The 16520-nt window shown below is 46.6% G+C and carries 19 protein-coding genes; 17 read left to right on the top strand and 2 right to left on the bottom strand.

Translation table 11 applies throughout. The features are described 5' to 3' along the window. Positions 1–72: 72 nt before the first annotated feature. The 4 genes from ACQKD4_RS07670 (at position 73) to ACQKD4_RS07655 (ending at position 4013) form a co-directional block, all read left to right on the top strand. The gene (locus ACQKD4_RS07670; RefSeq protein ID WP_427372968.1) at positions 73–936 is read left to right on the top strand and encodes a MerR family transcriptional regulator; all 864 of its coding nucleotides are present in this window, start codon (positions 73–75) and stop codon (positions 934–936) included. A 60-nt stretch (positions 937–996) separates the two neighbouring features. Continuing rightward, positions 997–1575, top strand: coding sequence for an adaptor protein MecA (locus tag ACQKD4_RS07665; RefSeq protein ID WP_074034646.1), 579 nt, complete (start codon positions 997–999; stop codon positions 1573–1575). A 96-nt stretch (positions 1576–1671) separates the two neighbouring features. Next, positions 1672–2598 (top strand): D-alanine--D-alanine ligase, encoded by a 927-nt coding sequence (locus tag ACQKD4_RS07660; RefSeq protein ID WP_214783688.1) that lies wholly within the window; start codon positions 1672–1674, stop codon positions 2596–2598. A gap of 146 nt (positions 2599–2744) precedes the next feature. After that, a complete protein-coding gene (locus ACQKD4_RS07655) occupies positions 2745–4013 on the top strand; it encodes a Glu/Leu/Phe/Val family dehydrogenase (protein WP_015881453.1) in 1269 nt (422 codons plus the stop codon). Between the two features lie 38 nt (positions 4014–4051). On the opposite strand, the gene ACQKD4_RS07650 is transcribed toward ACQKD4_RS07655, so the two are convergent. Next, positions 4052–5032, bottom strand: coding sequence for a YpdA family putative bacillithiol disulfide reductase (locus tag ACQKD4_RS07650; RefSeq protein ID WP_427372967.1), 981 nt, complete (start codon positions 5030–5032; stop codon positions 4052–4054). Positions 5033–5083: 51 nt separating this feature from the next. Further along, positions 5084–6055 carry an asparaginase gene (locus ACQKD4_RS07645; RefSeq protein ID WP_074034643.1) on the bottom strand — a complete coding sequence of 324 codons (972 nt, stop codon included), beginning with the start codon at positions 6053–6055 and terminating at the stop codon, positions 5084–5086. Between the two features lie 107 nt (positions 6056–6162). On the opposite strand from ACQKD4_RS07645, the gene prsW reads away from it, so the two are divergent. From prsW to ACQKD4_RS07580, 13 genes are all read left to right on the top strand, one after another. Then, positions 6163–6819: a glutamic-type intramembrane protease PrsW gene (gene prsW / locus ACQKD4_RS07640; protein WP_214691859.1), complete on the top strand. Its 657-nt coding sequence runs from the start codon at positions 6163–6165 to the stop codon at positions 6817–6819. 14 nt (positions 6820–6833) lie between these two features. Then, entirely contained in the window at positions 6834–7499 is a 666-nt protein-coding gene (locus ACQKD4_RS07635) for a flagellar brake protein (protein ID WP_427372965.1), read from the top strand. A gap of 74 nt (positions 7500–7573) precedes the next feature. After that, entirely contained in the window at positions 7574–8248 is a 675-nt protein-coding gene (gene cmk / locus ACQKD4_RS07630; RefSeq protein WP_427372964.1) for a (d)CMP kinase, read from the top strand. Then, positions 8245–8868, top strand: coding sequence for a lysophospholipid acyltransferase family protein (locus tag ACQKD4_RS07625; RefSeq protein WP_427372963.1), 624 nt, complete (start codon positions 8245–8247; stop codon positions 8866–8868). Before cmk ends, ACQKD4_RS07625 begins: the two co-directional genes overlap by 4 nt. 155 nt (positions 8869–9023) lie before the next feature. Beyond that, positions 9024–10172 (top strand): 30S ribosomal protein S1, encoded by a 1149-nt coding sequence (gene rpsA / locus ACQKD4_RS07620; RefSeq protein ID WP_214691862.1) that lies wholly within the window; start codon positions 9024–9026, stop codon positions 10170–10172. A 138-nt stretch (positions 10173–10310) separates the two neighbouring features. Continuing rightward, a complete protein-coding gene (gene der / locus ACQKD4_RS07615) occupies positions 10311–11621 on the top strand; it encodes a ribosome biogenesis GTPase Der (protein ID WP_214691863.1) in 1311 nt (436 codons plus the stop codon). 17 nt (positions 11622–11638) lie between these two features. Next, positions 11639–12664: an NAD(P)H-dependent glycerol-3-phosphate dehydrogenase gene (locus ACQKD4_RS07610; RefSeq protein WP_214745386.1), complete on the top strand. Its 1026-nt coding sequence runs from the start codon at positions 11639–11641 to the stop codon at positions 12662–12664. A 94-nt stretch (positions 12665–12758) separates the two neighbouring features. Beyond that, positions 12759–12959 (top strand): DUF2768 family protein, encoded by a 201-nt coding sequence (locus ACQKD4_RS07605; protein WP_074034636.1) that lies wholly within the window; start codon positions 12759–12761, stop codon positions 12957–12959. A gap of 3 nt (positions 12960–12962) precedes the next feature. Beyond that, complete coding sequence (locus tag ACQKD4_RS07600; protein ID WP_427372962.1) at positions 12963–13673, top strand: hypothetical protein; 711 nt, start codon at positions 12963–12965, stop codon at positions 13671–13673. Positions 13674–13782: 109 nt separating this feature from the next. Then, the gene (locus ACQKD4_RS07595) at positions 13783–14055 is read left to right on the top strand and encodes an HU family DNA-binding protein (protein WP_074034634.1); all 273 of its coding nucleotides are present in this window, start codon (positions 13783–13785) and stop codon (positions 14053–14055) included. A gap of 125 nt (positions 14056–14180) precedes the next feature. Further along, positions 14181–14753: a heptaprenyl diphosphate synthase component 1 gene (locus tag ACQKD4_RS07590; protein WP_214875556.1), complete on the top strand. Its 573-nt coding sequence runs from the start codon at positions 14181–14183 to the stop codon at positions 14751–14753. Between the two features lie 20 nt (positions 14754–14773). After that, positions 14774–15475: a demethylmenaquinone methyltransferase gene (locus ACQKD4_RS07585; protein WP_274664286.1), complete on the top strand. Its 702-nt coding sequence runs from the start codon at positions 14774–14776 to the stop codon at positions 15473–15475. Between the two features lie 3 nt (positions 15476–15478). After that, on the top strand, positions 15479–16441 hold the full coding sequence (locus ACQKD4_RS07580) for a polyprenyl synthetase family protein (RefSeq protein ID WP_274664285.1): 963 nt from the start codon (positions 15479–15481) through the stop codon (positions 16439–16441). Positions 16442–16520: the final 79 nt, after the last annotated feature.

Genomic DNA, 16520 nt, shown 5'->3' with positions numbered 1-16520 from the left:
CAATAAAAGGGGTAAACCTCTTTAATTGAGGATATACTTATATCATAGAACGAATAGGAGAGGAGGGCGGAGATGCCGAAATACTCCATTAAAACTGTGGCGACGTTGACCGGTGTCAATCCAACGACCATTCGAGCTTGGGAACGGCGATATCAATTTATCGTACCGAGCCGGACCGAATCAGGTCACCGCCTGTATTCAGATCAAGATGTCGAGAAAATTAAATGGGTGGTAGACAAGCAAAAAGAAGGGTTGACGGTCTCACAAGCAATCCAACAACTCCACCAAGCTCCTGAACCAGAACCGACGTCTGCGAAGCTTTACGATGAAGAGTTAAAGGATGCTCTGCTTCAGGCATTGCTTTCTTTTGATGAGCGGACCGCGCATGATTTAATCAATCGTGCGTTCAATACGTTCAGTTTTGAAAAGGTCACAAAAGATATCATTGGACCGTTACTGATGGATATCGGTTCAAAGTGGGAGCAAGGAACGATTACGATTGCCCATGAGCACTTCGCCACGGCGTTTTTACGGGCACGTCTCTCTACGTTGTCACTTCAAATGCCGATGAACCCGTTTCTTCCACGAGTCACTTGTGTCTGTGCACCGGGTGAGATGCATGAAATCGGATTGTTGTTTGTCACACTTTATTTGCGCCAACATGGGTACGACGTCATCTTTTTAGGAGCGGGCTTCCCGAAAGAAGATTTAAGCAAGGCGCTGCACGACATCGACACATCTTGCCTTATTTTCGCATGCACGTTAACGGACCATATCCCGAACTTGTTAGAGGCGATGCACTATATTCAAGAAGAGCACCCCACATTAAAGATTGGGGCGGGTGGATACGCGGTCAGCCTCGAACGGAGTCGGTTCGATGATGCATTTCTTGGTGATGCGCCAGAAGAGTGGACGAAATGGTTATCAACTATTTGACACGGGATTAAAACGGGAGTAGCTTATTAGTAGGATTGAATATTCACTGGAGGTTTTCGATTGAGATTTGAAAAACAAACAAAAGAACATCTTCGTGTATATGTGACTGCGAATGAGCTTTCGTTACGTGGGATCGCTATCGATACGATCGTGGGGGAAAACGGTCAACAGCTGTGGAAAGAGTTACTTGAAACAGCAGAGAGTGAATACGGATTCTCTCCACAAGGAGCGGTCGATTTGAATGTGACGATGTTTCCTCGTGATGGTCTCGTCATCGATGTTCAAAAAGGTGAGGCCATAGCAGAACTTGATGTCGAGCAAGTTGAGATTCGACTCACAATTGATGTCATTCATCATTTGATTTATCAGTTTGATGATATCGAAGATGTGATCAACGCGTCGATTCAACTGTTTCCACATATACATGAAACTGAGCAGGGTGGAGCACTTTATCACTATGAGGGACGGTACTATCTCCACTTCGTGGAAGTGCTACCTGAGAAAGTGGAAGAACGTCTCGCTGCCATTTTGTCCGAATATGGTAAAACGACTACGGTCAGTCCGTACGTCATGATGGAATATGGAAAAACGATTCAAACTGAACAGGCCGTGAAAGAGCTGTACGATGCATTCGCATAAGTACGGCTTTTTTACTTTTCTGTTTCTATTGTTTTTGACATGTCCGTGTTATGATTAGACATGAATTTTCAGTAGTTAGTTGAAGGAGAGATTGGAATGAAGGTCGCTGTATTGTATGGTGGAGTGTCAGGAGAACGTGAGGTATCCCTCACAAGTGGACAAGGGATGATTGAGGCATTGACGGAGCGTGGCCATGAGGTCACGGCAATCGATTTTCATCCAGAACGCGCGAACGAGTTATTGACGTTAGATGTCGATGTCGTCGTCAGCGCATTACACGGGAAATATGGCGAAGATGGTCGCGTCCAATCGTTGCTAGAAATGGCGGGAATCCCGTACACAGGGTCAGGTGTCTTGGCATCTGCACTTGCGATGGATAAGGCAAGAGCGAAAATCATCTTCGCAGCATCAGGCATCCGTGTGGCACGCGACGTGTTAATTGAATCTGTGGATTCGATTGATGCGAAAGTAGCTGAGTGGGGAAATGAGTTTCCATGTGTCGTCAAGCCTGCACAAGAAGGTTCTTCGAACGGTTTGACAATCGCGATGGACGAGTCGATGTTACGTGCAGGAATTGACCGAGCATTTGCATGTGATTCAGCGGTACTTGTTGAGCAGTACATTAAAGGAAAAGAATTGACGGTACCGGTCATCGGAAACTTCGGGAAAGAGGAAGCACTTCCTGTCATTGAAATCATTCCAAAAAATGAGTTTTACGACTATGAGTCGAAGTATACAGAAGGTGGTTCGATTCACGTATGTCCAGCCGAAATCTCGGATGAGTTGACGACGGAAGTGCAACAAGCGGCAGTCATGGCTCACCGTGCGCTCGGTTGCTCAGGGTATTCACGTTCTGATTTCCTCGTATCGGAAACGGGAGAAGCGTATATTTTAGAAACGAACACGCTGCCTGGAATGACGCCGTTGAGCCTCTTCCCGGACAGTGCAAAAACAGTCGGGATCTCGTACGGTGAGCTTTTAGAACGCTTTATGGAGCTAGCACTCGAACGTGAGTCGAAGTAAGACATCTGGATCATTCCACACTTCAAGAAAACGCTTTCATTATTTTTGTAAAACCCTTTCAAATTGAGCGCGTATCAGCTATACTTTTAAACGAATACGAGGTTGATTCTTGGGGGAGAATTGACAATTTAGGGGAGGAAACCTTCATGATTACGGATCAAGAAAAAGGTCATCAAAAACGAAAAAACATCTTGGAATCGACACAAGAGGTGATTCACGAAGCTTTAGATAAACTCGGCTATCCAGATGAGATGTACGAGTTGTTAAAAGAACCGCTTCGCATGCTGACCGTTCGGATCCCAGTTCGCATGGATGATGGCTCGACGAAAATCTTTACGGGTTATCGCGCTCAACATAACGATGCGGTCGGACCGACAAAAGGGGGAATTCGGTTCCACCCGAGCGTAACTGAGGTAGAAGTCAAAGCATTATCTGTATGGATGAGTTTAAAGGCGGGGATTGTCGACTTGCCATACGGTGGGGGGAAAGGCGGAATCGTCTGTGACCCACGTGAAATGAGTTTCCGTGAAATCGAACGATTGAGCCGTGGTTATGTGCGTGCCATTAGCCAAATCGTAGGACCGACAAAAGATATCCCTGCTCCGGACGTGTTCACGAACTCACAAATCATGGCCTGGATGATGGATGAGTATAGCCGAATCGATGAATTCAACTCACCAGGTTTTATTACAGGTAAACCGCTTGTACTTGGAGGTTCGCACGGTCGTGAAACTGCGACTGCGAAAGGTGTAGCTATCATGATTCGAGAGGCGGCACTCCGCCGTGGCATCGAATTGAAAGGTGCCCGTGTCGTTGTTCAAGGATTCGGGAACGCGGGTAGCTTCCTTTCGAAATTCATGTACGATGCAGGAGCAAAAGTGATTGCGGTCAGTGACGCGTATGGCGCGATCCATGACGAGAATGGCTTAGATATCCCTTACTTGTTAGACCGTCGTGATTCATTCGGTACGATTTCGACGCTCTTCAAAAACACGATTTCGAATAAAGAGATGTTAGAACTCGACTGTGACATTCTCGTGCCAGCTGCTATCGAGAATCAAATCACGGAAGATAATGCCGATGCCATTAAAGCCTCCATCGTAGTGGAAGCGGCGAACGGACCGACGACGAACGAAGCGACGAAAATCTTGACAGAGCGCGGGATTCTCCTCGTTCCGGACGTATTGGCATCAAGTGGCGGGGTCACGGTCTCTTACTTCGAATGGGTACAAAACAACCAAGGTTATTACTGGACGGAAGAAGAAGTCGAGGAAAAACTTGAAAAAGTACTCGTTCATTCGTTCAACACGGTTTACAACACATCTTCAGCCCGCAAAGTCGATATGCGTCTCGCAGCCTATATGGTCGGTGTACGTAAGATGGCGGAAGCGTCACGTTTCCGCGGTTGGGTTTAAATAAAAAAGTTCGGTCAACGCATGTTGACCGAACTTTTTTATACTTGAATACGATTCGCGATCGTGTCTGCGATGGCTTTCCCGTGGAATCGACCGTTCTCGATAAAAATCTTATTCGCATCGTTGCCGGCAGCGACAACACCAGCGATGAACAAATGCTCGACATTCGTTTCGAACGATTCCTCATCAAACGTCGGAACACCGCTCTCCTCATCGATTGTGATTCCGGCATTTTCAAAAAGATGATGATCTGGTTGATACCCCGTCATCGCGAGGACGTGGTCGGCATACACGTGCTTCTCTTCCCCATATTGGTGATAATAGACCCCGTCTTCGGTAATGCGATCGATTGTCGCCTCAAATTCCATCTGAACTTTCTCATGTCGGACGAGTGAATCGAAGTTAGGCAGAACCCACGGCTTCACCGAAGGACTATAGGACTCACCGCGATAAAGCACCGTCACGTACGCTCCGGCTTTTTCGAGTTCGATTGCCGCATCGACTGCAGAGTTCTTTCCCCCGATAATGGTGACGTGTTGTCGATAGTACGGATGGGCCTCGTGGAAATAATGGTGGACGTGTGGTAACTCCTCACCAGGTACATCGAGCATACGAGGACGTCCATAATATCCTGTGGCTAAAATCACATAATCTGCCTCGCGAACGATTTCCCCACGACGCTCATGTCTTGACGTCACGACAAACCGATTGTCGATTTTTTCTACTGATTCGACGTTCTCGAACGGATGGACGTTCAATCCGGTACGGGTGACGACTTCCCGATAGTAAACGAGTGCATCTTGTCGACGTGGCTTTAAATCTTTACATATAAACGGGATGTCCCCGATTTCTAACAGGTTTGCAGATGAAAAGAACGTTTGATGAGTCGGATATCGATAGATTGCATCAACGATATTTCCTCGCTCAATTATCGTACAAGAAACCCCGATCTTCTCTAACTCGATGGCCGCTGATAGACCACATGGTCCAGCACCCACAATAATCGCTTGTTTATTCACTGAAAATCACCTCTTTGCTCATTGTAGGGAAGGGAATGCGGAAGCGCAAGGTTATTGCTGGAAGCTAAAGCTATGCTCCATGACGGATTGAGAAGAACCGGATTCGAGTTCCACGAGTAAACGCAGGCGAGCTTTTTGTGAATTCAACCCGTTCGAGAAAATGATCCCCATCTCTTTCAATTGTTTTCCGCCACCGGCATAACCGTATACGTCTTGGACGATTCCGTTAAAGCAACGGCTGACAATCACGACGGGGATTTCCTTGACCAAGCGCTCGAGCGCCGGCAAAAGTGTCGGTGGGACATTGCCTTGTCCTAATACTTCGAGGACGAGTCCGTCGTATCCAAGCTCCATCACCGATTCGAGCAAATCAGGCTCCATCCCCGCGACGACTTTTAACACAGCTACCCGTTTTGAGATGGACGGAATCATTTTAGGCTGTCTCGTCGCCGGTTGACTATAGATGAGTACGTGATCCTTTGTGACCATGCCCACGTTTCCGAAATGGACCGATTTGAACGTATCAACGGATGACGTATGTGTTTTTGTGACGTTGAATGCCGAATGGATCTCTCCATTGAACACGACGAGTACCCCTTTTCCGCGAGCCGATTCACTCTTTGCGACCCGAAGAGCGGTAATTAAATTGAATTCCCCGTCTGAACCGACTTCATTCGAGGAACGCATCGCTCCTGTCAAGACGATTGGTACAGGCGCACCGAGCGTAATCTGTAAGAAGTAAGCTGTTTCTTCTAATGTATCTGTTCCATGCGTGATCACGACTCCGTCATACGTGTCCTGCGTCAATTCATGTTGAATGAATTGGGCCAGTTCAAGCATTTTGTCGGGTGTCATATGTGGAGACGGGATATTTGAGAAATGCTTCGTCGTAATGTGGGCGATGTCCGTCGCCTTCGGAAGTGTAGCGTCGATTGGGTTCACATCGCTCGGTTCGACGTGTCCGGTACCGGATTGGGACATGGCGATTGTACCGCCTGTGTGAATAAGTAATAAATGATTCATAAATGACCTCCTAATTATTTTTATGAATATTTCCATTTTCTAGGCGTTACACACTTTTTCTTTCAGACAATTCAGTGTATGCTAATGAGAGAAAGGAGAGATGCGTCATGATCGCAATCGCCTTGTCTGCGGTGGCACCAGGGCTTGCCCTTCTTTCCTACTTCTATCTTCGCCATGAATTGGAAGCAGAACCGCTCGGATATGTGATTCGTTCTTTCGTGGCCGGGGCCGTTCTCGTTTTCCCGATCATGTTTATCCAATATGCGTTCGTTGAAGAAGGGGTGCTGACTGGTCCGTTTTGGCAGGCATATGTCACCACTGCCTTACTCGAAGAGTTTTTTAAGTGGTTTATGATTTATTATACAATATATATACATAAAGTCTTTGATGATTACTACGACGGGATTCTCTATGCGGTCGCCTGCTCATTAGGCTTTGCGACGTTAGAGAATTTTTTATACTTATGGGTGTACGATTCATTAGAAATCGCGATTTGGCGCGCCATTTTACCCGTGAGCGGCCATGCATTGTTTGCGGTTGTCATGGGCTATTGCTTGGGACGTGCAAAACATTCGGCACGTGAGCGGGTGTGGCTGTTTATGGCAATTTTTTCTGCAACGGTCATCCACGGGACGTTTGATTTGATCTTGATTTTAGAACCGAATCATAAGTTGCCGGCCGTGCTCTATATCGTCATTTTATGGATGGTTGCACTTCTGCTTGTACGAGCAGCAAATCTGTCCAATCGTCGTCAATTTAAATAAAGGGGAACATGCGTATGCTGAAAGAAGGACAAGAGTTACGAATCGAAGTAGAAGGACGGAATGAGGGGAAAACAAAGATTGCGGCCATCGTGGATCAAATCGTTTGGATTGAATCACCAAGTGACATGACGACGCTTAAAACCTTCTTCTTACATGAAGAAGAAGAGATGCGTGTTTACTTTTTCAAAGGGGATAACCAGTTGTTCGCATTTGATACGAAAATTGAGAAGCGAATCAGTGATGCGCAGATGACGATTCGCTATGCTTTCAAGATGCCGGATGAGAAAAAAATCAAACGAATTCAACGACGTGAATATTTGCGCGTCCCTGAAATGATTGATGTGACAGTTGTTGCGGCAGATGGGGCAGACTTCGAATCGTTCGAAACGACGTCGCTTGACGTATCGGCAGGCGGTATGAAAATTATTGCGAACCGTGTGCCCGTTGAAGTAAACGAATCGCTCATCGTTGTGTTCCGAATTGAAGATGAACAAGGAGCGCCACGACTTTTTCGTGTGAAGAGTCGTTTAGTACGTATACATAAACAAGAAGTGAAGCAAGAGCTTTCTTTGGCATTCGAAGATTTGACCCCTCGTGATCAGGAGACGATTTTACGATACTGTTTCCGCGTTCAACTTGAAGCGCGTAAGCGGACAGGGTCTGTATTTTCTTCAAGATAAAAAACTGTTATGATGTTCTCGGGATTATAGACCGAGAGGAGGAGGGTATCGGGCACACTCGATACCCGTTTTGTATGAAAAAATCGTTACAAATTGCTTTAGATGGACCGGCTGGTGCCGGGAAAAGTACAATCGCCAAGTCGTTGGCGAAACAATTGGGCTATGTCTATATCGACACAGGTGCGATTTATCGAGCAGTCACATATCGTGCTTTAAACGAGAAGATTAATCTTGAAGATGGTCCCGCACTTGCAAAGATGATCGAGAACATGTCGATTCGTCTCGTGCCATCTGAAGAAGGGCAACGTGTATTCGATGGCGAACAAGAAGTGACAGATGTCATTCGCTCTAGTGAAGTGACGAATAATGTGAGTTTTGTCGCCCGTCAATCGGAAGTACGGGATGCCTTGATGGATTTACAGCGTGATTTGGCGAAGCATGGCGGTGTCGTCATGGATGGGCGCGATATCGGCACGCATGTGTTACCGAACGCAGATTTGAAAGTGTTTATGACTGCCTCGGTCGAAGAACGGGCACGCCGTCGTCATGAGGAAAATGTATCAAAAGGAATCCCGAGTGATTACGAGCGATTGAAGGAAGAAATTGCTCTTCGTGACAAACGTGATTCAGAGCGCGAGGTCGCGCCTCTCCGTCAAGCTGAAGATGCTCATTATCTCGATACGACGACGTTGTCGATTGATGGGGTCGTCTCGGCGATTGAACGATTAATTGAAGAGGTGAAAGCATGAGTAAACCGTTGAACAATGGTCCGTTTGGAATGTATCGGATGGCTAGGGCCGTCGTGAACATCATTCAACTCGCATCGTTTCGCGTCGAATTCATCGGACGCGAACATGTCCCAAAAGATGGATCGATTCTCGTCTGTTCGAACCACCAGTCAAACTGGGACCCGGTCCTCCTCGCATGTGCGATTCCGAAAGAACGTCCATTACGATTCTTTGCGAAAAAAGAGCTTTTCAGCGTTCCTGTATTGAAGCATATTTTGAACCGTGCGGGACAAATTCCTGTATCGCGTGGGGAAGGTGACCGTCAGGCGCTACGAGTTGTTCTTCAAAAGCTAAAAGAAGATGAGGTCATCTCGATTTTCCCTGAGGGTACACGTTCAAAAGATGGGACGTTAGGAAAGGCGCAAGCCGGGGTTGGTTTCTTTGCGATGCGTTCAGACGCGCACATTTTACCGATTGCCATCATCGGTAGATATAAGTTTCGTGCGAAATTGCGTGTCGTCATCGGAAAGCCGATTGATTTGACTCCTTTGAAGGAACGTAAGGCAAACGCACAAGAGGCGGCTGACTTAATCATGGATACAATTGCCGACCTCTATTTGAAACATTCATTCACGAAGTAATTATAGGTTTGAGGAATTGAGGTTTAAACTTCTTTCAATAGAGGTACAATCTTCATAACGCCTTGACAAATTCTCGGAATTATAAGAGATTTATACTAGGTGTAAGCGCCTCAGGGCGCTCCTTTTTGTACTCATCGTGAGGGGGTAGTGTTGGAATGGTCGAAGAAATGAAAGATATGCCTGATTTTGAAATTAATCGTGGTCAAATTGTGACCGGAACAGTTGTCAAAATCGAGGACAAGCAAGCGCTGATCGATATCGGTTATAAAACCGAAGCGATTTTGCCAATTAGCGAAGTATCAAGCATGCATCTAGACGATTTAAACGAATCACTCCAAGTGAACGACGAGATTCGTGTCAAAGTTAAAAAAGTCACGGACGAAGAAGTGGTCGTTTCGAAAAAAGACGTCGATGCTGAAGCAGCATGGGATCGAATTGTCGAGAAATTCGAATCGGGCGAAGTGTTTGAAGTGATGGTGAAAGATAAGGTCAAAGGTGGCCTTGTCGTCGATATCGGAATCCGTGGATTTATCCCGGCATCTCTTGTCGAAAGTCACTTTGTCGAAGACTTCTCGTCTTATTTAAACAAACCAATTACCGTAAAAGTCGTCGAGATTGATCGCGAAAAAAATCGCGTCATCTTGTCACATAAAGCAGTTGTCGAAGCAGAAATGAGTGCCAAGAAATCAGAGACGCTTGAATCGCTCGAAGTCGGTCAAGTGATCGAAGGAACGGTTCAACGTTTGACGGACTTCGGTGCGTTCGTTGATATCGGCGGTGTGGACGGTCTCGTCCATATCTCAGAAATGGCGCACAGCCGTGTTGAGAAGCCGAGCGATGTCGTAACAGAAGGCGACCGCGTCAAAGTGAAAGTCCTTGGTCTCGACTTGGATAATGAAAAAGTGAAGCTCTCGATTAAAGAGACACAACCAGGTCCGTGGGAAACGATTGAAGGAAAAATTCAACCGGGTGATGTAATCGAAGGAACTGTCAAACGTCTTGTGACGTTCGGTGCTTTCGTTGAGGTCGCACCACAAGTGGAAGGACTCCTTCATATCTCGCAAATCGCGAACCGTCACATCGCAACGCCATCTGAAGTGTTATCAGAAGGCCAAGAAGTGAAAGTCAAAGTATTAGATGTTCATCTCGATGATAAGAAAATCTCATTGTCGATGCGTGCACTCGAATCATCTGAACCGACTCGTCAAGATGATGATCAAGCGTTACTCGACGAATACAGCGACCAAGGAGGATTCTCTGTCTCTGAACTGACAGGTGATGAATCTTCGGACGACTCTAAATAAGATGATCGTTCAAGCGGGAGTCATGCTCCCGCTTCTTTTTGTATGGTCACTTAATTTTGCCTGTGATATGATAGGTAAGTTGCGTTTCGAAATGTTGAAATGATGAAATTTTGATAGAAAGATTAGTGAGGTGTTGTTATGGGAATTCCAGCAGTGGCCATCGTTGGCCGCCCGAATATCGGGAAATCCACAATTTTTAACCGCATCATCGGAGATCGTGTCTCAATCGTCGATGATAAACCAGGTGTCACACGTGACCGTATTTATGGTACAGGAGAGTGGCTCAACCGTAAGTTCCATTTGATTGATACAGGTGGGATCGAAGTAGGAGACGAGCCGTTGCTCGTACAAATGCGTCATCAGGCTGAACTTGCCATCGATGAGGCGGATGTCATTATCTTCATGGTGAACGGTCGCGAAGGCATCACAGCAGCCGATGAAGAAGTGGCGAACTTGTTGTTCCGTTCGAACAAACCGATTGTCCTTGCCGTCAACAAAGTGGATAACTTTGAAATGAGAGATCTCATGTATGAGTTCTACTCACTTGGATTCGGCGATCCGTTCCCGATTTCGGGTACACACGGGTTAGGACTTGGTGACTTGTTAGACCAAGTGTTCGAACTTGCTCCTGAAAAGGATGAATTTGAATATAACGAAGACGTCATTCAGTTCTCGTTGATTGGTCGTCCAAACGTCGGGAAGTCTAGTTTGACGAACTCGATCCTTGGCGAAGATCGTGTCATCGTATCAAACATCGCTGGAACGACTCGCGATGCGATCGATACACCGTTCACACGTGACGGACAAGAGTACGTCATCATCGATACGGCTGGTATGCGCAAACGCGGAAAAGTATACGAATCGACAGAACGTTACAGCGTCATGCGCGCGCAAAAGGCGATTGAACGCTCAAACGTCGTCCTCGTCGTCCTCGATGGTGAAGAAGGAATCATCGAACAAGACAAACGTGTTGCCGGTCTCGCCCATGAAGCCGGGAAGGCGATTGTCATCGTCGTCAACAAGTGGGATGCAGTCGAAAAAGATGATAAGACGATGAAGAAGATGGAAGAGGAAATTCGCAAAGAATTCTTGTTCCTTGATTATGCACCGATTGTCTTCTTGTCGGCACTTACGTCGAAACGGTTGCAAACATTGTTGCCTGTCATCAAGCAAGTGGCAGAAACACATCGTCGTCGGATCTCGACGAGCGTATTGAACGATGTCATCGTCGATGCGGTCGCGATGAACCCGACACCGACAGATAAAGGACAACGTTTGAAGATCAACTACGCGACTCAAGTTGCCATCGAGCCGCCGACGTTCGTCTTGTTCGTCAACGATCCTGAATTGTTGCATTTCTCGTATAAACGTTATCTAGATAATCAAATCCGTAAAGCATTTGACTTCACCGGGACGCCGATTCATATCGTGGCTCGTCAGAAAAACTAATAACGGGGGTGCCACTTATGGCAAATGTAGCTGTCATTGGAGCGGGAAGTTGGGGAACGGCCATCTCGCTCGTATTAGCGGATAATGGTCATGACGTCCTGCTCTACGGACGTGAACAAGAGCATGTGGACGAGATCAATTCGTCTCATACAAACTCGTTTTATTTGAAAGACGCACCGTTACCGGAATCGATTCGGGCCACGACAGATTTGAAGGAAGCGCTCGACGGACGCAACATCGTCTTCCTTGTCGTCCCAAGCTCTGCGATTCGTCCTGTCTCGAAACAGTTGAACACCATGTTGAAGGAACCGGTCACCATCGTTCATGCCGCAAAAGGGATTGAACCGAAAACGCACAAACGCCTTTCGGAGATCATTGCGGAAGAAATCGACCCGTCGAAACGTCGGGCTATCGGTGTCTTGACTGGGCCGACTCACGCTGAAGAAGTTGCAGTGCGGAAACCGACGACAATCACGATTGCTTGTGAGGACCTCGATGTCGCTGACGAAGTGCAGGAGCTGCTCACAAACGATCAATTCCGCGTTTACTTGAACTCGGATGTCGTCGGTGCCGAGTATGGCGGGGCGCTCAAAAATATTATCGCCCTTGCTGCAGGTATGACCGACGGACTTGGTTATGGGGACAATGCAAAAGCTGCCCTCATGACACGTGGGATTGTGGAAATTGCTCGACTTGGAGTGAAGCTCGGAGCAAATCCGGCCTCTTTCTCTGGATTGACAGGAATCGGGGATTTGATTGTGACGGCGACGTCGCAACATAGCCGAAACTGGCGGGCCGGCAATGCAATCGGACGCGGCGAAAAGCTTGAAGACGTTCTCGGAAACATGGGAATGGTCGTCGAAGGTGTCCGCGCCTGTGAGGCGGCACATTCGCTCGCAAAAGAAGCGGGTGTCGAAATGCCAATCACGGAAGCGCTCTATAACGTGCTATTTGAAGAAAAGAGTCCTCATGATGAAGTGAAAAAACTTATGAGACGCCCACAAAAGCATGAGATGGAACAAGTATTTCATTTTGAAGAATAATACTTTGGAGAGGAGCTGACGTTTTCGTTCAGTTCCTCGCTTTTTTTTGCTACACTTGAAGTCTGGAGAACATAGAGAAAGTAGGGGGATAGACGTGACACCGTCACTCATCAAAATGTGGATTTCATTTGCGGGGATTGGTGCTTTTGCCATCGCTGCACTGATGGTCGCCATCAGTCACACGAAACTGACCGGATGGTTTGCGACACTTGTGCGCCTGATTGCGTTCATCATTTTCTTATTTGGGACAGTTATTATGATTTTTGTCGTCGTCTCAGGACCGACGGGAGGATAGACCATGAAAAAGAGCATTATCGCTGTTAGCGTACTGTTAACGACTTTGTTGGCAGGATGCATGTTTCCGGACTCGGAACGAGCTAACAATATTCCGTATGAAGACCAATTGAATACCGTACAAAGTGCGGTCGATGCATATCGTGAACAATCTGGCGTCTTGCCCATTAAAACAAAACCAGCGGAAACGCCGCTCATGGAGCGTTATCCAATCGAGTTTGCCCGTCTCGTACCAGGATATTTAGCAGACCCTCCAGGGAATAGCTTTGAGGGCGGTGGGTTGTTCCAGTATATTCTCGTCGATGTCGAAACGGAACCGACCGTCAAATTGATTGATTTGCGTGTGTCGGAACGTTTGCAACAGCTTCAGACAAACATTAATGCGTTTCGGGCGAAAGAAGGGAAGTTCCCGTTCGATGGATCGATTGGGAAAAATCAGTTCACGCTCGATTACGACAAGATTTTTGTCACAGAGGAGCCGGTCATCCCGAGCCCGTATTCGGATCGCGAACTCCCGATCTACGTGGACGGTACCGGACAACTATTTGTAGACTATCGAGAAGATGTGAAGGAAGCGCTTCAAAATACGGATGAGTCGCCAGAAATCGGTGAAGACATTCGTTATTTGCTGTATGAAGACGCTCCATTCGCCCCTGCTTATTCACAAGGCTATACAATAGATGAACAAGGAGAAGTTGTTTTTTTAAACAACTGAGCTTGTTTTGATGGCGAATGTCGTGAATTCACGCAAAAAATGTTGTCATATCAACGTTTGTACGATATGATTAATCCCGTAAACTCCTAGTGAGAGGAGGTGAATCGTGATGAACAAAACTGAATTGATCCAAGCAGTAGCGGAGAAAGCAAATGTTTCGAAAAAAGAAGCTACAGTAGTTGTAGAAGCTACTTTCGAATCTATCACTGAAGCACTCCAAAACGGTGAAAAAATTCAATTGATCGGTTTTGGTACTTTTGAAGTTCGTGAACGTGCTGCCCGTAAAGGCCGTAACCCACGTACAAAAGAAGATATCGAAATCCCAGCGAGCAAAGTCCCTGCATTTAAAGCAGGTAAAGCGCTCAAAGATGCGGTCAAGTAATCAGCAATACATAAGTCGCCGAAAGGCGGCTTTTTTGTTTGGTTTGCGAGTTCTAATGACGTGAATGTGACAAAAATGTGCTATACTATGTCAGAATGACAATGAAGTGGACGAGGGGGGATAGCATGGAACAGTTGACAAATGAATTCGTTGTCACAGACCTTGCTCGTCAAATCCAACAACGTATGAATCATCCCTATTTGACGAAACACGAGGTTGTACCAGCGGTCGACATGCTGTTGCTTCGTTGGATGGTCGAGATGATTGATTTGGAATCGATTGAGCATCGACAACTCGTGATGGCAACTTATTTCGCTCATCAGGCGCTCGAATTACATGATCAAGTGAACAGTAGTCCGAAAGGGTCGCTAGAGCGCCAATTAAAAGTGCTCGCGGGCGATTTTGCATCGGCTCAGTTTTATAAAATCTTGACGGCTTTCCCAGCGTCGTATAGCGATCGATTCGGACAGTCTGTACAACGTGTCAATGCTGCAAAGTGTACACTACTGCTCGATAAAAACGTCTCGATGAACATTTGGATCGAAGCAAACGTCGGATTGATTCAAACACTTTCCGAGCTGATTGAACAACCTTATTTGACAACAAGTGGGAAACGAATGATTGATAAGAAAGCGACAGCGCTCAGACAAGATCAAAAGGAGCAGCTCAACACGTTGCTCGCGCACGCGGTCGCTTAGAACGGAAAGGATGTTACGCGTTGCAACCGATAGAAAAAGAGCAAAAAGTATACGAAGTATTTCAGTCCATTTCTCCGAGCTACGATACGATGAACTCGATTATCAGCTTCCGACTTCACAAATGGTGGCGTCGGACAACGATGAAGAAAATGAACGTCTTTCCGGGGGCTAAATGTTTAGATGTTTGTTGTGGCACAGCTGACTGGACGATTCAATTGGCTGAAGCTGCAGGAAATACGGGGGTCGTCAAAGGTCTCGACTTTTCAGAGAATATGCTGAAAGTGGGAGAGGAAAAAGTAAAATCATTGCCGACAATCGAGTTATTACACGGGAATGCGATGGCGCTCCCGTTTGGGGATCATTCGTTCGATTACGTCACAATCGGATTCGGACTTCGGAACGTTCCGGATTACATGACGGTGTTGCGTGAAATGCATCGCGTCTTAAAACCGGGTGGGACGGTCGTTTGTCTTGAAACGAGTCAACCGACAGCACCCGTCTTTAAAGAATTGTATCGCTTCTACTTTGGGACGGTCATGCCTTTGTTCGGCAAAGTGTTCGCCGGATCATACGACCAATACAAATGGTTACAAGAATCGACCGATCAGTTTCCTGACCGGCTGACGCTAAAACGCATGTTTGAAGATGCCGGGTTCGAACAAGTCGAAGTAAAGACATTCTCCGGAGGTGCATGTGCCATGCATCTAGGAAAGAAGTGGTGAAACATGTCTTTGAAGCGACTTTACCGTCATATGAACCGAGAGATTGATCAAATCGATCAATTTTTATCAACTCGAGTCAGGACGGACCACCCTGTTATTGAATCGGCATCTCGCCAACTACTCGATGCTGGTGGTAAACGCATCCGACCAGCTTTCGTTTTATTGAGCGCAGGATTCGGTGAGACGAAAGATATCCGTTTGACGAAAGTTGCCTCAAGTCTTGAATTGATTCATATGGCATCACTCGTTCATGATGATGTCATCGATGATGCGATGCTTCGCCGGGGGAAACCGACCGTGATGGAGCGGTATGATGAGACCGTTGCAATGTATACTGGAAATACGTTATTCGGGGAGGCGATTCGTCTCGTATCCGAAATCGATTCTCCGGAAGTGATGCGAATCATGGCGGACACGATGGAGCGGATTTGCGTCGGCGAAATCAATCAAATCCAAGATCAATATGATTGGGGTCAATCTCCTAAACGATATTTAGATCGGATTGCACGAAAGACGGCCCTTTTAATTGAGACGAGTTGTGCGGCAGGCGCTGTTATTTCAGGAGCGTCACCTCATGTCGTCAAACAATTAAGCTTATTCGGGTATGACATCGGGATGGCATTCCAAATGACTGATGATTTACTCGATTTTACGGCAAAAAGTTTCCAACTCGGGAAACCAGTCGGAGAAGATTTAAAGCATGGTCATAAAACGTTACCGCTCCTCTATTCATCGGAGGATCCAACTTTTTACGAGCGTCTCTGTCAGGTGAACGCATCGACGGACACGGAGATGACAAAATCACTCGTGCGTGAAGTGCAGCGGAATGGAACGTTAGAACGAAGCCAACGCACGATTGACCGATATGTTGAACGCGCTATTCGAAGACTCGATGGGTTGCCAAATGTGCCTGACAAACAATCTTTGATTGAAATCGCTCAATATATCGGGAAACGTAAATGGTAAATGCCCATGTAACCCCTTTCAAAAATGTGCAGGAGCGTGTACACTAAATACGTACAACGTACACATTTATTGACTTAGG

It is taken from the genome of Exiguobacterium sp. NPDC077395 (genome assembly GCF_050269125.1).
Taxonomy (GTDB): domain Bacteria; phylum Bacillota; class Bacilli; order Exiguobacteriales; family Exiguobacteriaceae; genus Exiguobacterium; species Exiguobacterium aestuarii_A.
The sequence above is the reverse complement of the archived record's forward strand: the minus strand, read 5'-3'. Positions and strand labels throughout refer to the sequence as shown.

Coding starts and splice junctions, on each gene's coding strand:
- ACQKD4_RS07670 (WP_427372968.1), top strand. CDS start 73: ATGCCGAAATACTCCATTAAAACTGTGGCGACGTTGACCGGTGTCAAT.
- ACQKD4_RS07660 (WP_214783688.1), top strand. CDS start 1,672: ATGAAGGTCGCTGTATTGTATGGTGGAGTGTCAGGAGAACGTGAGGTA.
- ACQKD4_RS07655 (WP_015881453.1), top strand. CDS start 2,745: ATGATTACGGATCAAGAAAAAGGTCATCAAAAACGAAAAAACATCTTG.
- ACQKD4_RS07645 (WP_074034643.1), bottom strand. CDS start 6,055: ATGAATCATTTATTACTTATTCACACAGGCGGTACAATCGCCATGTCC.
- prsW (WP_214691859.1), top strand. CDS start 6,163: ATGATCGCAATCGCCTTGTCTGCGGTGGCACCAGGGCTTGCCCTTCTT.
- ACQKD4_RS07635 (WP_427372965.1), top strand. CDS start 6,834: ATGCTGAAAGAAGGACAAGAGTTACGAATCGAAGTAGAAGGACGGAAT.
- cmk (WP_427372964.1), top strand. CDS start 7,574: ATGAAAAAATCGTTACAAATTGCTTTAGATGGACCGGCTGGTGCCGGG.
- ACQKD4_RS07625 (WP_427372963.1), top strand. CDS start 8,245: ATGAGTAAACCGTTGAACAATGGTCCGTTTGGAATGTATCGGATGGCT.
- rpsA (WP_214691862.1), top strand. CDS start 9,024: ATGGTCGAAGAAATGAAAGATATGCCTGATTTTGAAATTAATCGTGGT.
- der (WP_214691863.1), top strand. CDS start 10,311: ATGGGAATTCCAGCAGTGGCCATCGTTGGCCGCCCGAATATCGGGAAA.
- ACQKD4_RS07610 (WP_214745386.1), top strand. CDS start 11,639: ATGGCAAATGTAGCTGTCATTGGAGCGGGAAGTTGGGGAACGGCCATC.
- ACQKD4_RS07600 (WP_427372962.1), top strand. CDS start 12,963: ATGAAAAAGAGCATTATCGCTGTTAGCGTACTGTTAACGACTTTGTTG.
- ACQKD4_RS07595 (WP_074034634.1), top strand. CDS start 13,783: ATGAACAAAACTGAATTGATCCAAGCAGTAGCGGAGAAAGCAAATGTT.
- ACQKD4_RS07590 (WP_214875556.1), top strand. CDS start 14,181: ATGGAACAGTTGACAAATGAATTCGTTGTCACAGACCTTGCTCGTCAA.
- ACQKD4_RS07580 (WP_274664285.1), top strand. CDS start 15,479: ATGTCTTTGAAGCGACTTTACCGTCATATGAACCGAGAGATTGATCAA.